The organism is Enteroscipio rubneri (genome assembly GCF_963929405.1).
In the GTDB taxonomy this organism is placed as follows: Bacteria; Actinomycetota; Coriobacteriia; order Coriobacteriales; family Eggerthellaceae; genus Enteroscipio; species Enteroscipio rubneri.
Genome location: NZ_CAWVIN010000002.1, coordinates 41,944 through 57,960, shown reverse-complemented (window position 1 = coordinate 57,960; position 16,017 = coordinate 41,944). Strand labels below are relative to the sequence as shown.

Annotated in this window: 14 protein-coding genes; 5 read left to right on the top strand and 9 right to left on the bottom strand. The window is 61.4% G+C overall.

Annotation, left to right across the window (positions count from 1 at the left end):
* Nucleotides 1–158: 158 nt before the first annotated feature.
* The 4 genes from aroF to ABGT83_RS03595 form a co-directional block, all read right to left on the bottom strand.
* On the bottom strand, nt 159–959 hold the full coding sequence (gene aroF / locus ABGT83_RS03610; protein WP_103265607.1) for a 3-deoxy-7-phosphoheptulonate synthase: 801 nt from the start codon (nt 957–959) through the stop codon (nt 159–161).
* Nucleotides 956–1,237 carry a chorismate mutase gene (locus ABGT83_RS03605; protein ID WP_103265608.1) on the bottom strand — a complete coding sequence of 94 codons (282 nt, stop codon included), beginning with the start codon at nt 1,235–1,237 and terminating at the stop codon, nt 956–958. The genes aroF and ABGT83_RS03605 overlap by 4 nt, the downstream gene beginning before the upstream one ends.
* A gap of 162 nt (nt 1,238–1,399) precedes the next feature.
* Nucleotides 1,400–2,335, bottom strand: a complete 936-nt coding sequence (locus ABGT83_RS03600) for an undecaprenyl-diphosphate phosphatase (RefSeq protein ID WP_103265609.1) — start codon at nt 2,333–2,335, stop codon at nt 1,400–1,402.
* 54 nt (nt 2,336–2,389) lie between these two features.
* Nucleotides 2,390–2,794 carry a hypothetical protein gene (locus ABGT83_RS03595; protein WP_346686003.1) on the bottom strand — a complete coding sequence of 135 codons (405 nt, stop codon included), beginning with the start codon at nt 2,792–2,794 and terminating at the stop codon, nt 2,390–2,392.
* 325 nt (nt 2,795–3,119) lie between these two features.
* Between ABGT83_RS03595 and ABGT83_RS03590 the strand changes: the two genes are divergently transcribed.
* Entirely contained in the window at nt 3,120–4,670 is a 1,551-nt protein-coding gene (locus ABGT83_RS03590; RefSeq protein ID WP_346686001.1) for an FAD-dependent oxidoreductase, read from the top strand.
* 106 nt (nt 4,671–4,776) lie between these two features.
* Here the strand turns inward: ABGT83_RS03590 and ABGT83_RS03585 are convergent, their stop codons facing one another.
* Entirely contained in the window at nt 4,777–6,324 is a 1,548-nt protein-coding gene (locus tag ABGT83_RS03585) for a helix-turn-helix transcriptional regulator (RefSeq protein ID WP_346685999.1), read from the bottom strand.
* A gap of 379 nt (nt 6,325–6,703) precedes the next feature.
* Between ABGT83_RS03585 and guaA the strand changes: the two genes are divergently transcribed.
* Complete coding sequence (gene guaA, locus ABGT83_RS03580; protein WP_346685997.1) at nt 6,704–8,311, top strand: glutamine-hydrolyzing GMP synthase; 1,608 nt, start codon at nt 6,704–6,706, stop codon at nt 8,309–8,311.
* Between the two features lie 666 nt (nt 8,312–8,977).
* Here guaA and ABGT83_RS03575 read toward each other — a convergent pair.
* Complete coding sequence (locus ABGT83_RS03575; protein WP_346685995.1) at nt 8,978–9,403, bottom strand: helix-turn-helix domain-containing protein; 426 nt, start codon at nt 9,401–9,403, stop codon at nt 8,978–8,980.
* Between the two features lie 139 nt (nt 9,404–9,542).
* Between ABGT83_RS03575 and ABGT83_RS03570 the strand changes: the two genes are divergently transcribed.
* Genes ABGT83_RS03570 through ABGT83_RS03560 form a run of 3 tightly spaced genes read left to right on the top strand, consistent with a single transcriptional unit; the run spans nt 9,543 to nt 11,186 of the window.
* A complete protein-coding gene (locus ABGT83_RS03570) occupies nt 9,543–9,752 on the top strand; it encodes an HTH domain-containing protein (protein WP_346685993.1) in 210 nt (69 codons plus the stop codon).
* The gene (locus ABGT83_RS03565) at nt 9,742–10,818 is read left to right on the top strand and encodes a site-specific integrase (RefSeq protein ID WP_346685991.1); all 1,077 of its coding nucleotides are present in this window, start codon (nt 9,742–9,744) and stop codon (nt 10,816–10,818) included. Before ABGT83_RS03570 ends, ABGT83_RS03565 begins: the two co-directional genes overlap by 11 nt.
* 32 nt (nt 10,819–10,850) lie before the next feature.
* The gene (locus tag ABGT83_RS03560; RefSeq protein WP_346685989.1) at nt 10,851–11,186 is read left to right on the top strand and encodes a plasmid mobilization protein; all 336 of its coding nucleotides are present in this window, start codon (nt 10,851–10,853) and stop codon (nt 11,184–11,186) included.
* Between the two features lie 35 nt (nt 11,187–11,221).
* On the opposite strand, the gene ABGT83_RS03555 is transcribed toward ABGT83_RS03560, so the two are convergent.
* Genes ABGT83_RS03555 through ABGT83_RS03545 form a run of 3 tightly spaced genes read right to left on the bottom strand, consistent with a single transcriptional unit; the run spans nt 11,222 to nt 16,016 of the window.
* Nucleotides 11,222–11,779 (bottom strand): hypothetical protein, encoded by a 558-nt coding sequence (locus ABGT83_RS03555; RefSeq protein ID WP_346685987.1) that lies wholly within the window; start codon nt 11,777–11,779, stop codon nt 11,222–11,224.
* The gene (locus ABGT83_RS03550; RefSeq protein ID WP_346685986.1) at nt 11,758–12,684 is read right to left on the bottom strand and encodes a hypothetical protein; all 927 of its coding nucleotides are present in this window, start codon (nt 12,682–12,684) and stop codon (nt 11,758–11,760) included. The genes ABGT83_RS03555 and ABGT83_RS03550 overlap by 22 nt, the downstream gene beginning before the upstream one ends.
* A gap of 2 nt (nt 12,685–12,686) precedes the next feature.
* Entirely contained in the window at nt 12,687–16,016 is a 3,330-nt protein-coding gene (locus ABGT83_RS03545) for a DEAD/DEAH box helicase (RefSeq protein WP_346685985.1), read from the bottom strand.
* Nucleotide 16,017 lies beyond the last annotated feature (1 nt).

Here is a 16,017-nt window from a genome sequence, read left to right as displayed (position 1 = left end):
GCGCAGTCAGTCAGCGAGGGGGCCTTCGGTGCTTCGATTCGGCGTGAAAGCCCGAGGAAGCGTACTTTGTACGCGACGAGGGCTTGGAGCGCCGAAGCGGAGTGCCGAAGGCCCCCGCAGCGTCGAGTAGTTTCGGCGGCCGCCAGGCCACCGAAACATCACACGATCTTCTTACCGAAAACAGCGGCGATCTCGCGCAGCTCGGCCACGAGGTCCTCGAACTGGGCAGGCGTCAGTTGCTGCGGGCCGTCGGACAGGGCGGCCGGCGGGTTGGGATGCACCTCGATCATGAGAGAGTCGGCGCCGACGGCCACTGCAGCCCGCGCAAGCGCGGGGACGAGGTCGCGCACGCCCGCCGGATGCGACACGTCCACGCAGACGGGGTACAGGCTCTGTTTATGGACGACGGGAACAGCAGAGATGTCCAGCGTGAAGCGCGTGGCCGTCTCGAACGTGCGCAGGCCTCGCTCGCACAGCACGACGTTGTCGTTTCCCTCCATGGTGATGTAGTCGGTGGCCGAGAGCCACTCGGAGATGGTGCCGGCGAACCCGCGCTTGAACAGCACCATCTTGTGTGAGTCCTTCGTCACCTGACCGATGTTCTTCAATAGGCTGAAGTTCTGGAAGTTGCGCGCGCCCACCTGCAGGCCGTCCACATAGGAGTGGACCATTGCGCAGTGCGCCGAGTCCATGACCTCGGTAAGCGTCATGAGACCGTACTTGTCACCAGCGCCCTTCATGATCTTGAGGGCATCCTCGCCCAATCCCTGGAACGAGTGCGGATTCGTGCGCGGCTTGAACGCTCCACCGCGAATCCAGCGCAGGCCGAGACCCGCGATACACGCTGCCACCTCGTCGAACTGCTCTTCGCTTTCGACAGAGCAGGGTCCGGCGAAGATAGTGATCTCGTCGGTGATGGTGCCGTAATCGGGAAGTTTGGATGCTATCTGCTCGCTCATACCGACGGAGTCTCCTTCATGACTTTCAGAATGCTGGCATAAATCTCACGGAGGTTCTCATTGTACAGAGGGCCTTCGTTATAGCTGTTCACCTTGGCGAAGATCTCCTCTTCGCGCTTCGGGTCGTACAGGCCCATGTGAGCGTCGGGCTTCAGACCGCGGATGACCAGCGAATGCCCCGCGCGTTTGTTGAGCAGCGCAACCAGCTGACGATCGATCTCGTCGATCTTGGCACGATGTTCCTGGATCTCCGCAAAGGAGCTGTTCTCTTCAGACATCGTTTTTCCTCTCTTGATTCGCACGTTAACGAGCCTGGCCTGCACGTCCGATGGACGCCTCCGGCCCTCGTGTGCACATCATGATAGCAAAAGCGACGCGCTGGGAATGCGCGCCGCTCAGATTCGGCAGGAAGTTCACGACGGCGAACAACGCCGACTCGCCTACGGCAACATGCCCATCGATTCGAAGGCGAAGTAGCCGAGCACCAGCACGCCCACGACGATGCGGTACCAGCCGAACGCCGTGAAGTCGTTCTTCTTGATGTAGCCCATGAGGAACTTGATGGCCACCACCGACATAACGAACGCCGTGACGATGCCCACTGCGAGCACGACGATCTCGGTGGAGGTCATCGCAATGCCGGCCGCGAAGAACTTGATGCACTTCACGAGGCCCCAGCCGAACATGATGGGGATGGCCAGGAAGAACGTGAACTCGGCCGCCGCGGTGCGCGAGCAGCCCGCCAGCATGCCGCCGATGATGGTGGCGCCGGAGCGGCTCGTGCCCGGGATGATGGCGAGCACCTGGAAGCAGCCGATCTTGAGGGAGGTCTTCCAGTCGATCTCGTCCACGTCGGTGATCTTGAACAGCTGCGCCTCGGCCTCGTCGGCGGCGTCGCCGTACGACTGGCGCGCGTGCCGCCCGCGCGGCGCTTCGAGCGCGGCCTCGGCCTCGCGCAGACGGCGGCGGTTGCGGCGTTCGAGCACGATGAACACCACGCCGTAGAGGATGAGCATGGCCGCGACGGTCACCTTGTTGTAGAAGTGCTCGTTCACCCAGTCGTCGAACAAGAGCCCGATGATGGCCGCGGGGATGCAGCCGATGGCCACCATGCCCCAGAGGCGCCACGTGCTCCGCTTCTCGACGCTCGTCTTCTTCGGTGAGAAGGGATTGAGCTTGTGGAAGTACAGGATGAGCACCGCCATGATGGCGCCCAGCTGGATGACCACGAGGAACAGCGCGAGGAACTGGTCGGACACCTGCAGCTTCACGAATTCGTCCACGAGGATCATGTGGCCGGTGGACGAGATGGGCAGCCATTCGGTGATGCCCTCGACGATGCCGATGAGAAACGCTTTCAAAGCTTCGAAGATCATAAACGTAGTACCTCGGTTGGTCGGATCGGACAGTGAGGCAGGCGGAGCCGGCGGCTAGCGCCTGCGCTGATGATGGTCTTGCAGCATGGCAAGGGCGAGCAGCGCCACCGACAGGCACAGCCCCATGAGCACGAACCGGGGCAGCTCCTGGCCGAGCGCGATCGTGGCGAACGCGACGACGGCGATGACGAGGGCCACGAGCTTGCACAGGTAGGAGATGCGGTTGTTGAAGGAGGCATGCATCTCGCGTCGACGTTCGTCAGAGAGAAGCTCGCGATACTCAGGCTGAGCTTCGGGCGCGTCCAGTTTCGCACCGTCGGAACGGACGCTATCCGCAACCGTCGCTCCATCCTCGCGCGCTTCGCCTCCGCCGGCAGGCTTCCAAGCAATCTCGCACGCCTTGGCCACGCCAGGCATCGGCTGCTCGGCGGGCGCTATGTTGTCTCGTGCGTTCTCCATGCCGGGAATTGTACACGAGCACACCTCATGCAGTCGGCGCAAACCTCCTCGACGAGCCCGTGTTCGAGAAATGAACATGTTTGCATCGATCATCGCTGCGCGCCCTGCTTTGGAAACAAGGCCATTTCCGTGCGGTAGCAAAGTGCTGACGTGGAGGTTTCCACGCGTTCATCCCTTTCGGGCTACAGGGATTGGCCCTTTCGTGCGATACGGGAGGGCCGTCGGGGCATATCGTGCACATCGCCGGCACGGGCCGGCACGACGATATACGGGTTATGGCGGGGCTCACGCCCGCATGACGGTTCGTTCGAAGGAGTGAGGAGCAATGGTCGGACAGCACAACGGAAAGGGAATGTCGCGCAGGTCGTTCATCACAGCGGCAGGCCTCGGCACGGCCGGGATCTTGGGAGCGGGCGCGCTGAGCGCATGCGCGCCGTCGTCGGGAGGCTCGGCAGGGAGCGATTCGTGGGACCAGGAGACCGATGTGGTCGTCGTGGGCTCGGGCGCCGCGGGCGTCGCTGCAGCCGTCACCGCCCTCGAATCGGGCGCCGAGGTGATCATGCTAGAGAAGGAGGAGATGATCGGCGGCGCGACGAGCGCGACCGTCCAGTACTGCGCCCCCGGCTCATCGCTCGGCATCGCTCAGAACTTCCCCGACGTGGAGGACAGCGCCGATCTCATGTTCGAGCACGCGATGAACGTTTCGGGTAACACCGCAGATCCGGCACTCGTCCGCATCTGGTGCGACAATGCCTCTGACGCCATCGACTGGATGGTGGAGCACGGCTGCGAGTTCAAGGAGAAGCTCAAGCTCTCCGAAGGTCGGCAGGGCCAGGGCAAGTACATCGCAAAAACCGCAGGCGAGCTCACAACGAAGCTCGTCCCCATCGTGCAGGAGCAGGGGAAGCTGCTCAGCAAGTGCGCGTTCGAGGAGCTCGTCGTCGACGATAGCGGACGCGTTGTCGGCTTGGTCTACCGCGACGGGGACGATGCGAAGCGCATCAAGGCGCGCAAGGCTGTTATCCTGTGCACGGGTCCGTGGTCCAATGACGAGACGATGGTTCCACGCCATATGAATCCGCTGCCAGAAACACCGAAGGCCGCGGGCGAGACATTTGCGAGCATGGGGATGCCCTACGGCCCCTTCACCGGCGAGGCCGTTCGTGCGGCGCAGAGGATCGGAGCGAACGTGCGTCATATGGAGTACCTCATGTCCGAACCGTGCTACTCCACCGCCGAGCTCATGGAACAAGGCGTGGCCGTGGCGGGCATCACGCGCACCGTCAACCAGGTGCTCGTAAGCTCCGAAGGCGCGCGCTTCACCGACGAGGGTGCTGCGCGCGGCGCAGTCGCCAACGATGTGCTAGCACTGCCGGACAACGTGTTCTACCCGATCCTCGACGGGCACATCGTTCCCGATCAGGTGAATCCTGCTCCTGAAGTGCTCGACAAGTGGATCGAAGGCGGCTTCGTCGTGAAGGGGGACACCGTCGAGGAGATGGCTGCGAACGCCGAGCAGACGTTCGGCATCCCGCAGGCGACGCTGGTCGAGACCATCAAGCGCTACAACGCAGGATGCGCTGCCGGCGCAGACGAATTCGGCAAAGACCCTCACTTCCTTTCGCCCATCGATACGCCGCCGTTCTACGCAGGCCCCGTCGAAACGTGCATCATGCTTTACACTCATGGCGGCCTCGATGCCGACGAGAATGCGCGCGTCAAGGACGTCGACGGCAACGTCATTCCCGGCCTGTATGCGGCCGGCATGTGCACCGGCGGTCAATTCGGTGCAGACACCGTCTCAGGCGACTGGCAGATAAGCTCCGTTGTGTTCGGCCGGATTGCGGGCCGGAATGCAGTTGCCGAGACGGCCTAAGGTTGCCGGCTCAGACCTTTCCCCCGCCTATCCTCCCCCTCCCCTTGCGAGCCGCCCGCGTCCATGCTGGCGGCTCGCTGCATGCACGACAAGACGACCGCGACGATCAGCCGCGCGCGTGGATGCGGGCCTCCATCTGATCGACGAGGCTCAGAAGCTCCTGGCGCGAGTGGACGTCCATCTTCGCGTACGCGCGTCGCAGATGCGACTTGATGGTATGTTCCGACAACATGAGCGCATCGGCGATGTAGCGCGCGCTGCGACCCGTGGAGAATTCCGCGACCACCTCAAATTCGCGCCTTGAAAGGCCGTACGTCTCCTTCAGCAGGTCGAGCGCGGCAATGCTGACGACCGTCGGCAGAGCGCCGCTCGCGCCGAGCGTATCCGCCAGCTGCTCCGCTTCGGACCGTCCGACCTGCTCGACGCCGCCATCGGCACGGATGCTCTCCCGAGCAACGGGGTACTCCCCCGCGGCAGGCACTCCGCCTTCAAGGCGCTCGGTTGGCACAAGGACAACCCGCTCCAAACGATGCACGCCCCATGTCACCGCCGCGCAAATCCCGATAGCCAAGAAGGCGAGCGCGCATATCGCAACGGCTTGCTCGCTTTGCACCGCTGCAAGGTTGTGCAAAGCGAGAGCGGTTATGCGCCCTGCAGCCAGCGAGAGCTGGGCCGTGCCCACAGCTAGGCCAAGAAGGAAGAATGCCGGCAACCGACGCTCATGGGCCTCGCGCACGAAAGTGATCCAGAATACGCCGAAAAAGGTCATGAGGAAAGCGGCCATCATCGACCCCGATACGTAGCCGTCGCCCGCAGCAAACACGCGATAGAGCAGGACGAAAATCAGGCAGATGATGGAGATGGGATACGCCAGGTCGATAGTGCGCTTCTGCGGTCTGAACACGACCAAAAGCACAAGCAAGACGAACGAGACGGCAATCCCCATGAAAGCCGTGAGATCAGCCTGGACATATTGCAGCCCCCCGAGTATGTCCGACTGGATGATGAAACCGCACGGTGCCACAACGATGAAAATCGCATACAAGATGAGCCCCGCGCGAACCGCAAGTTCCCGCATGGATGCGTGGGGCGGCGCGTCGTCAAGCATGTCGTCGGCGATCGAACGGTTGCATGCCAGGCAGACGCCGAGCGCAACCACGGAGATACCGAGCGCAATTAGAAACGCAGCGTGACGGCCTTCTGGGAAGAAGGCGTTCACCAGCGGCACGATGGCAAGATCGAGGATGTAACCGACCGCGATCATGGGAACGGCGTAGACAGGGCGGTAGCTCACGAACACCTGCATCCAGCACAGCAGGATGAGCATCCATCCGATTCCCGCCGAGACCTGGGACACCAGTGTGAGGGCAAGCGAAGCGTCGGAGAGAAAGGAAACCGCGACGCGCACAGCCATGAGCACGAGGCTTGCGGCAAACACGGGCCGCACGTCGTTGAGGTTCGCAAAATATGAAAGCAACGCAACGAGAATGCAGCACGCTCCGCCCGCAACAATGCCCGCGATCACAAAGGGCTGCGAGGAGTACGGCCCCGACCCCTGGTCAAGCAAGCGTGAGCCTTGGAGTAAGCCGAAACCCGCCACCGCGAGAAACATCAACGCCGTGGTCTTACTGGTGAAAACGACCTGCTTTCCCATGTTCGCTCCTCGCTCGGATTCGAGTATGGTCATCATGACGGTGGGGATCAATCGAACCTAGACCACCGGGCGCCGGGCTCAGCTGCGACTACCGATGACCATCGTCGTTGCACGGAATCGCTCGTGCCATAGGGTACTATAGCATCGCCCACTTGCAGAGGCAGGCCTTTGGAGACGGGCTGGCATCCATCGCGGTGGCAAGCGCACTGCCATGCGCGAAAGGGTTGGCGTTTCTTGCAAAAGGCGTGCGCATCCGGTTCGAATCAACCGAGGTAGGCGCACGTTCGTGTACTATTCGGTTAGAATTCGTTTTCTCGTCCAGGATCACCGGGCCTGTGCCGTATAACGCGAGGCTCCGGCTTTTATCAAAGGAGCAGCCATGACCGTCACCCCAACCGATCAGCTGGTCATCGTCGTCGATTTCGGAGCGCAGTACGGTCAGCTGATCGCCCGCCGCGTGCGCGATGTGCATGTGTACTCGGAGATCGTCCCGTGCGACGTGAGCGCCGAGGAAGTGCGCGCGATGGCGCCGGCGGCCATCATCCTGTCGGGCGGGCCCGCGAGCGTGTACGCCGAGGATGCGCCGTCCATCGACCCGGGCATCTTCGAGCTGGGCATCCCAGTGCTCGGCTTCTGCTACGGGCAGCAGATCATGGCCGTGACGCTGGGCGGCACGGTCGGCCATACCGACGCCGGCGAGTACGGGGCCGCTGCTTTGAGGCGTTGCGACGAGGGCGCGTCCCTGCTGTACGGCGAGACGCCCGTCGAGCAGACGGTGTGGATGAGCCACCGCGACGCCGTAGCCGAGGTGCCCGAGGGCTTCGCGGTGACGGCGTCGACCACCACGTGCCCCGTGGCGTCGATGGAGTGCGCGGAGCGGCGTTTGTACGCAACGCAGTTCCACCCCGAAGTGCGTCACACGCCGCACGGCGACGAGCTGCTGAAGAACTTCCTGTTCGGCATCTGCGGCCTCGAGCCCTCCTGGACGATGGACTCCATCATCGACGATGCCGTGGCGGCCATCCGCGAGCAGGTGGGCGATAACCGTGTGATCCTGGGCCTGTCGGGCGGCGTGGACTCCTCCGTGGTGGCCGCGCTGTGTGCGAAGGCTATCGGCAAGCAGCTGACCTGCGTGTTCATCAATCACGGACTGCTGCGCAAGAACGAGCCCGAGGAAGTGGAAGAGGTGTTCACGAAGCAGTTCGATGTGGACTTCGTGCACGTGCACGCCGAGGACCGCTACGCCGCGCTGCTGGCCGACGTTGTCGAGCCCGAGCAGAAGCGCCGCATCATCGGCTCACAGTTCTGGAAGGAGTTCTTCGCCGTGGCGGAGGACCTCGCCGAGGGCGGGCGCCCAGTGAAGTACCTGGCCCAGGGCACCATCTATCCCGACATCATCGAAAGCGGCGCCCGCAAGACCGGCGGCAAGGCGTCCACCATCAAGAGCCACCACAACCTCATTCCCTTCCCCGACGGCGTGCACTTCGACCTCATCGAGCCGTTGGATCACTTCTTCAAGGACGAGGTGCGTGCGCTGGGCACCGCGCTCGGACTGCCCGACCACATCGTGCATCGCCAGCCCTTCCCCGGGCCGGGCCTGGCCATCCGCATCATCGGCACGGTGACGCGCGAGAAGCTGGAGATTCTGAAGAACGCCGACGCCATCGTCCGCGAGGAGCTGGACACCTACAACGCCCGCGTTTTCGAGGAGACCGGCGAGCGAAACAGCGAGCGCAGCGTATGGCAGTACTTCGCCGTGCTGCCCGACGTGAAGAGCGTCGGCGTCATGGGCGACGAGCGGACCTACGCCTACCCCATCATCCTGCGCGCCGTGGAGAGTTCCGACGCGATGACTGCCGACTGGGCGAAGTTGCCGTACGAGGTGCTGGCCCGCGTGTCAGGTCGTATCGTTGCCGAGATCTCGGGGGTCAACCGGGTGGCGTACGACATCACGAGTAAGCCGCCGGCGACCATTGAGTGGGAATAAAATTTAGCCTAAAAAACGGCATTCCACCTGCGACTACTCCAGTACGCAACCGTGAGCAACGATTCCCGACGGTGAACACAGCCACCTGAAACTTTCGGGAATAATGAAATCTCCGAACCCCTGGGAAAACACCTTCCCAGGGGTTCTCTTTTCGCCTCATCACCTGCGAAAATGATTCAGTTTATTCCAAAATAGTGGCAGCCGTTTCTAAGCGTTGCCGACCAGTGTTAAACCACGCTCATCCAGATGCGCAAATGCAAGCCACCTGAAATTATTCTTTTCCGCGTTTCGGGAGTAGTAGGGAGCATTTGTAATCACTTTGTAATCACCCCCCTTTTCCGAGGGGGAGTAGTAGCGAAACCCCAGGTCAGAAATGGGGAGTAGAAAACCGCCCCGAAGACCCGGAAATGAGGCCTCCGAAGCGCCCGGAGGCAGCCCCAACGCCCCGAAAGAACGTCGAAATTACTCCTGAAGTGGCTTGCAAATCGCCTCGCCGAGGGGGTGATTACAAGCCCTCTCCCGATGAGTCGAAAAAACGCCCGGGTGATTCCAAATCGGGGGCTTCCCTTGTCCGGCCCGAGGACGCGAACAATACGAAGAGAAGCCGCTGGCGAACCGGCGGCTTCTCATACGGGATCGCTATTTCCCGCACTGGCAGGGGCAACGCTAGACGGCGCCAGCCCTCCACTCGTCGTACTCCTCCCGACCGATCTCCCCGGCCTCAAGCTTGTCGAGCTGTGCCGCCCACGACTTGAGCGCCGCGGAGAGCTTGGGCGCCTTCGGGGCGCTGCCGTCGACGGCAAGGAGGATCTCACCGCCCTCGCCCCTGAGGGGCCTCAATCCGAGCTCCTCGTCGATTCTGAAGAGGTATTCGAGCGCTTCGCGCGCAGAGTCCAGGCGAACCTCCATGAGCGCTTCTCTCGCGATCCCGAGAGCCTTCGCAATCGCCCCCAGGTGAGCCTCGCTGGGCGTCCTGTTCCCCAGCTCGTAGTTCCTCACGGCGGAGTCGGACAATCCGCACGCGGCGGCGAGCCCCGCCTGGGTCATTCCCCGCATCTTGCGGTATTTGCGTATAAGCTCGCCCGTCGTCATGGAGCCCCCTGGAGCATCGTCTTCGATTCATACCAGGCGAAAGAATAGCACAGTTTTGAACGGTTTGTATTGACCGTTCGCTTTTGAACGTATAGTATTCCGCTATACCGTTCGATATTGAACTGTTTAGGAGGATGCCATGGACAGCGAGAAAAGGATGCTCACCGCCAAGGAGGTCGCCGAGCGCCTCGGCGTGTCGAGGACGACCGCGTACTGCGTCATTCGGGACCTCAACGCCGACATGCAGCGCAAGGGGTGCAAGACCCTAGCAGGGCGCGTGAGCAACGTTTACTTCGAGGAGGCCTTCTTCGGGGGCGTCGACAGATCGGAGGAGAAGGATGTCCGTTAAGGAAATGCCGAACGGGACGTTCACCGTCCAGTTCCGCTGCAAGGACGCCGAGGGAAACGACGTCCACAAGTTCAGGAGGGGCTTCGCAAGCAGGAAGGAAGCCGAGGAGTGGGAGCGCGACTACAAGGCCACGCGCGGTCAGACCATGGCCATGCACTTCTCGGACTTCATGAAGATCTACGAGGAGGACATGCGCCCGCGCCTGCGCGAGACCACGTGGGAGACCAAGAGCCACATGATCAAGACCAAGATACTCCCGTTCTTCGGGCGGATGAGGATGGAGGACGTGAGGAGCATCGACATCGTCCGCTGGCAGAACAAGCTCATGGACATGAAACGCCCCAACGGCGAGCCCTACTCCCCCACCTACCTGAGGACCATCAACAACCAGGTGACCGCCATCTTCAACCATGCGGCGCGCTACTACGGGCTGCACCCCAACCCAGCGGTCAAGACGATGAAGATCGGCGCGAAGGAAGCGGGCGAGATGAGCTTCTGGACCAAGGACGAGTACCTCAGGTTCTCCGAGGCGATGATGGACAAGCCCCGATCGTTCCTCGCCTTCGAGATCCTCTACTGGACGGGGGTACGCGTAGGGGAGCTGCTCGCACTCACGCCGGGCTCCTTCAACCTGGAACGCCTCGAGATGCGCATTTCCTCGTCGTATCAGCGGCTTAACGGGCAAGACCTCATCACCGACCCCAAGACGCCCAAGTCCGTGCGCACCATCAAGATCCCCGGCTTCCTGAAAGACGAGGTCGAAGAGTACCTCGCCTGCCGCCCCGACCTGGAGGGCGACGACCGCATATTCTCGATGACCAAGCACTACCTGGCGCACGAGATGAAGCGCGGATGCGCAGAGACCGGCGTCAAGCGCATCCGCATCCACGACCTGCGCCATTCGCACGTGAGCCTGCTCATCGACATGGGCTTCTCGGCGCTCGCCATCGCAGAGCGCATGGGACACGAAGCGACCGACATCACCTTCCGGTACGCGCACCTGTTCCCCAACGTCCAGGAGAACATGGCGGCAGCACTCGACGAATCCAAAGGGGGCGCATTCTGATGCCCGGCCTAAACAAGAACAGAAAAAGGAACATGACCATCGCGTTCCGCGTGTCGCCCGAGGAGAACGAGATCGTCACCCTGCTGGCGAAGACGGCGAACATGACCAAGCAGGACTACATCATGTCCAAGCTCACCGACACCACCATCGTCGTCCAGCCGAGCAGCCGCACGTTCAAAGCGCTCAGAGACGCGATGTCAAAAATCTACGTAGAGCTATCGCGAATCAGGCGCGCAGGAGACATGGACGAGGAGCTCGTCCAACGTGTTGGGCTGCTTGCCGACATCTTCCACGATTTGGGCGACGAGGCCCCCGGATCCCCGCTTGACGAAGAAGCGGAAGCAATCGAGGGATTGAGCCGAAGCTAGAGAAGCGGAAACGACACGCCTTGCTCGTAGAGCCCCTAACGGTTATGCATCGCCACTAGTTCGTAGACGCGATTAAGGCGCTTAAGAATAACCCCTATAACGAACACGAAGTGCCCGATAAGCGCAATCTGCAGCGCGGACGAGAGCCTGCCGAAGCCGTCGCCGAAACGACAGGCTCCCATCCATTCCAATGCCACCATGAGGAGAACGGTCACCAGTCCAAACAATATCGCCCACAGAACCGCGGAAAAGAGCTCGTCTATCAGCTTTAAGTCCTTTTCGGTGACAAAACGGTCCTCACCAGCCTCCTTGCTATTCCTCAACGACACCCTGGTTTGGAACAGCATCGTTGCCATCGCGCATAGCAGAGCGGAAACGATGGAGATGCCCACGATGGCATTACTTGGGCTGAAAACCAGCGGATCAATGAAAAGACATGCAGCTCCGATCGCGAAAGGCACTCCAAGCTGCACCACCAAAGCGCCTGCATGCACCTTGCCAGTTCTCTGGTTAACCAGAGTCGAGAAATAGGATTTCGCTATGCCTGCAACCGAAGACATCCCCATTTTGATCACTCCGACGGTACAGACCACTCAGGTTCCCAGCACAAACCCGACCTCTCAAAATAAGAGACCGCTTCCTTGCTGCAATGCTCAACCAACTCGGCGTCAGTCAGTGGAGCCTGGCCTGGTCCGTTGAGCTCTTCGCGGTAATACACCCCATCCTCGGGATCCATCACGCTAATCTTGCGTTTATGCCCGTCGACATCAATTGAGACGAACACTTCGTGATCTTCGTGATCAGATTCGGAAAGCTCGACATAGTCGAAGGCTTTCGAAGGATTCTTTCGGAATACGTCTAGCAGACGAGCTGAAAGGGGGTTTTTCCTAGTAGGCCGGAAAACATGAGAAAAAACGCCCTCCCTACTCTCGACGCCATCCGCAAGGTCAGCAGCACGGCGAGTCAGGCGGACTTCGACTTCCGTAATCTTTCCGTTGTCGAGAAGCATTTCAGTTGCAATAACGCGACTTTCCTTAAGCGTGGCACCCGTATTCAGCTGCGGCCACTTCTTCTTAAGCAACGTGAGCAAGTTGCGCGCACCGCTGCTTCTCGCGCTGTATTCGGAAAACCACATCGCCATGTGACCGTTGCTTGGGCTGAAAAGAAGCGCGCGGCAGCTAGACATTGGAGCCTGCTTTTCCCCGATTGGGATATCATCCGAAACACCTTCGATGTCGTGGATGATGCCAGACTCTCCCGTTTTGCCTGACATTACGTCTGCGACAAGAATATTGTCATTAAAGCGATAGCAGTTTTTCACGGAAACGTACGTATCGGCACCGACTTCTATGGCGCCATCGCCTTTGATTGACTCGATCCATTGCTCCACGATATCGACAAGGGTTTTGCCACTGACATCGGCCGGAGAAACAAGGTTGTCTGGCTCCATCCGCTTATTCAGCTGCAGCTTATGGGCATTGAGAGTCCGCCTTCCCATCGCTATTCCCCCAGCTTCGCGCCAAACACAGTTTCCACGAACTCCGCAAGCTTACCCTCCCTGGCCAAAGCAGCAGAGTCAGCCTTGATGAAGTTCGTTTTGCATCCCGCGCCAACCTCGTTGTCGTACCCGAGGATGTAGTGGGTCGCTATCTGGTAGATGATCTCGGTCGGGGCGATGCCGAACACCTGGTTCTCCAAAATGTGATCCAGGCGCGCCCGCTCATCTGGGAAGAGCTCCCGCATCCGCTCGCTTCTGTACAGCCGCTTGATGATCTCGGTGATGTACATGCCGGATTTCATGTACAGGTCGGCGAAGGTGTGCCCCGGGTCGTCGAAGCACCCCGGGTTCTCCTTCTCGAACAGGTCCACCATCTCCACCACCACGTTGCGCGGCGTGAATATCTGGTTGGTCCTCTGCGGCGGCACGTAGTCGAAGATGTCCTCTTCGAGCGACTCGTCGAAGTAGTTAGCGAGCCTGCCGCGCAGGTCGATGAACTCGCGCACCGAGTCGTCGAAGACCACCGGGTCGAAGAGCTGCCCCGGGAAGCGCACCGCCTCGCCGGTATCGGGGTCGACGACGTCTCCCCCGTCACGCAGCAGCCGGAACTGCTCGACGGTCACGCTCGTAACCTCATGGAAGACGTCGGCGGGGATGATCTGGTCGAAGGTGGCCAGCGTCGTGCTCTCGTCGCCGTAAGCCATGAGGAACGACGGGATGGTGCGGGAGAACCCGCGCAGGTGGTCGCGGATGCTACCCTCGATGGTCTGCTTCTTGGCCTCCTTCTTGGCGGTCTCCACCTCGCGCACTACCGTCTCGCCTGCGCTCTTCACCAGCTCGTCGCGCGAGTCCTTCAGGTTCTCCACCAGCTCCTTGCGCGCCTCCTCGAGCAGCTCGTCGTGCTTGCGGTTGACCTCATCCGCCTGCTCCTGGGTCTCGGCTTCCTCGAGCTCGTCGGCTCGGTCCTTCTCGATGCGGTTCCTGGTGATGTTGAAGCTGCCCACCTCGCGGTTGAGCCTGATGTCCACGTCCGCCTTGATGCGCCGCTCCACCTTCTTCTGCTGGGCGGGCTTCAGCTCGCTTCCGTAGTTTTCCTTAGCAGCGTCGACGAGCGGCCCGGCTATGCTCGCACCGAAAGTTTCCGCGAGCCTGGAGATGAAGGCGTCATCGGGATCTTCGGATTTCTCGAGCACGATGGAGTCGATGACCTCGTCAAGGTCGTCGGCGATGTCGCCGTACACCTTGTCGCCGAACATTCCGTCGGCAAGCCCCACCACCTGTTCAGAGGGAATCTCAACGTCTCCGTCCTCGTTGAGGCTCAGCTCGTCGGCGGTATCGCGCCTGACGCCAAGATCGTCGTTGGGCGCCTTGTAGGGCTCGAAGCTCTGGAGGATCTCGATCACCTCGACGGGCGCGCGGAACACGTTGCTGATGTTCTGGAACAGGAAGTCGCTCATGAACCCGCGGCGCACCACCTCGCGCGAGCGGATCTTGCGCGGGATGGACAGCACGCGCTCGGCGTCCAGCTCCACCATCTCGCCGTTCTCGTCCTCGCCTATCACGGGGAAGAAGTTCAGCAGCGTGCGGATGCGGCGCTTGCGGTCGTCGAGCGTGCCGCCGCCGGACGCCGTGTCGGTGTAGAGGTCGTTGGCGAACTCCTCGAAGATGGTGAGCGTGCGAGCCGGATCGAAGTCGAACACGTAGGCGTTCTCCTTGCGCAAGAACCTTCCGTCAGTGCGGAACAGGCACGGGTTCTGGGCGCGGAAGGCGGCCTGCATGTAGAGCGAGGGGCTTTTCATGTTCGAGAGCATGAGCACGGCGGTCCACTCGGGCACGGTGACGCCGGTGGTCAGCTGCCCCACGGAGAGCGTGATGGTCCTGTCGTGCGTCGCGATGGCCTCGCGTACCTTGTCGAACGCCTTCACGGACTCGTCCTCGTCGTCGAGCTTGCCGTCGCCCGCCGCCAGCACAACCTCGTAGTCCCTGAACACGGAATGCTTGCGCAGTTTCCTCGCGAGCGCTTTGGCGGAGTCCACGCGGTTGAGCATCCAGAACGTGTGGCGGAGCTCGTCGCGCAGCTCGGGCGTGGAGAACGGGAACTTCTTCTGCGTGGTGAGCGCGTCGAGGAAGCGGTCCACATCGTCGTTGTGGAGGAAGTAGCCGTTCGCGTTGGTGGCGAAGAACTCGTTCAGGTCGAATGCGTACTCCACAGTCTCGCCGTCGATGTCGCAGCCGCGGCGCACCTCCGCCGCCACGATGTCGCTCATCTGGTACGTGAACATGTTCAGGCGCGGCAGATCGGCGTAGGGGTTGGGCTGCTCGGAGTCGGCCCAGTCGCTCTTCGCCTGCTGCTCGTCGGCGTACGTCCAGTTGTAGATGGCGTCGGCGTGGAACTTCTCGTTGGCGATGGCCTTGAACGGGGTGCCGGAGAGGTGGAGGGTGAACTTGCGCTTGATGTGGTCGAAGGCGACGTCGGTCTTGAACGTGTCGACACCCTCGTGCGCCTCGTCGATGACAAGGACGTCCCATTCGAGCTCAGCCACGTGTCTGAGCTTGTCGTACTTGCCGCCGAACTCGATGGAGCCCTTGAGGTCCTGCAGGCTCACGAACTCGATGAAGCCCTTCGGGCCGCCGCTGCGCAGGTTCCTTAGGTACTCCTCGCGCGACAGGCAGAAAGGTCTTCCCTGCAGCGCGCTCACGTTGCTGATGAAGCAGAGGCCCGACTCCCCGCCCACGAACTTCACGTAGTCGTCGTACCAGGAGTTGGCGATGGCGGGACGGTTGGTCACGATGAGGACCTTCATTGCTCCAAGCTCGCGGCACAGGTCGTAGCACGTGAGCGTCTTGCCGAAGCGGGGCTTCGCGTTCCACAGGAACTCGCCGCGGTCATGGGAGCGCGCGTAGTCGGCGGTCTGCCGGACGGCATCTCTCTGCTCGTCCCGCAGCTGGTAACCGATTGCCGACGGCGCATCCAGCACGCCGTGGTTCTCCCGGAACTCGTAGAAGCGCATCTTCGCGGGGTTCGGCTCGATATGGAACCATTCGGTTCTCGGCTCGTTGGCCACATCGAGCTTTCTCAGGTAACCGTGGAAGTCGGTATCGCGGAACATCTCCCCCGTGTCCTCGTAGACGGCGTTGCCGTGCCAGTGGACGACGGCGTAGACGTTGGCGGTGTGCGTCTGCTGTCTGACGCGCTCCTCAACGTCCTGCTCGGTGTAGCCGATCTTCGTCCAGCCGTCATGGCGGCTGATCTCGGGCGTGGTGTAGGCGTAGATCTGCGGAAGCGCGGGACGGGAGGTCTTAACCTTTCCGGTGATGTCGGTGAAGGCCATG

Bases quoted from the DNA above. Each gene is read 5' to 3' on its own strand.
- aroF (WP_103265607.1), bottom strand. From the start codon at position 959: ATGAGCGAGCAGATAGCATCCAAACTTCCCGATTACGGCACCATCACC.
- ABGT83_RS03585 (WP_346685999.1), bottom strand. From the start codon at position 6,324: ATGGGAAAGCAGGTCGTTTTCACCAGTAAGACCACGGCGTTGATGTTT.
- ABGT83_RS03595 (WP_346686003.1), bottom strand. From the start codon at position 2,794: ATGGAGAACGCACGAGACAACATAGCGCCCGCCGAGCAGCCGATGCCT.
- ABGT83_RS03575 (WP_346685995.1), bottom strand. From the start codon at position 9,403: ATGACGACGGGCGAGCTTATACGCAAATACCGCAAGATGCGGGGAATG.
- ABGT83_RS03560 (WP_346685989.1), top strand. From the start codon at position 10,851: ATGACCATCGCGTTCCGCGTGTCGCCCGAGGAGAACGAGATCGTCACC.
- ABGT83_RS03605 (WP_103265608.1), bottom strand. From the start codon at position 1,237: ATGTCTGAAGAGAACAGCTCCTTTGCGGAGATCCAGGAACATCGTGCC.
- ABGT83_RS03590 (WP_346686001.1), top strand. From the start codon at position 3,120: ATGGTCGGACAGCACAACGGAAAGGGAATGTCGCGCAGGTCGTTCATC.
- ABGT83_RS03570 (WP_346685993.1), top strand. From the start codon at position 9,543: ATGGACAGCGAGAAAAGGATGCTCACCGCCAAGGAGGTCGCCGAGCGC.
- ABGT83_RS03550 (WP_346685986.1), bottom strand. From the start codon at position 12,684: ATGGGAAGGCGGACTCTCAATGCCCATAAGCTGCAGCTGAATAAGCGG.
- ABGT83_RS03600 (WP_103265609.1), bottom strand. From the start codon at position 2,335: ATGATCTTCGAAGCTTTGAAAGCGTTTCTCATCGGCATCGTCGAGGGC.
- guaA (WP_346685997.1), top strand. From the start codon at position 6,704: ATGACCGTCACCCCAACCGATCAGCTGGTCATCGTCGTCGATTTCGGA.
- ABGT83_RS03545 (WP_346685985.1), bottom strand. From the start codon at position 16,016: ATGGCCTTCACCGACATCACCGGAAAGGTTAAGACCTCCCGTCCCGCG.
- ABGT83_RS03565 (WP_346685991.1), top strand. From the start codon at position 9,742: ATGTCCGTTAAGGAAATGCCGAACGGGACGTTCACCGTCCAGTTCCGC.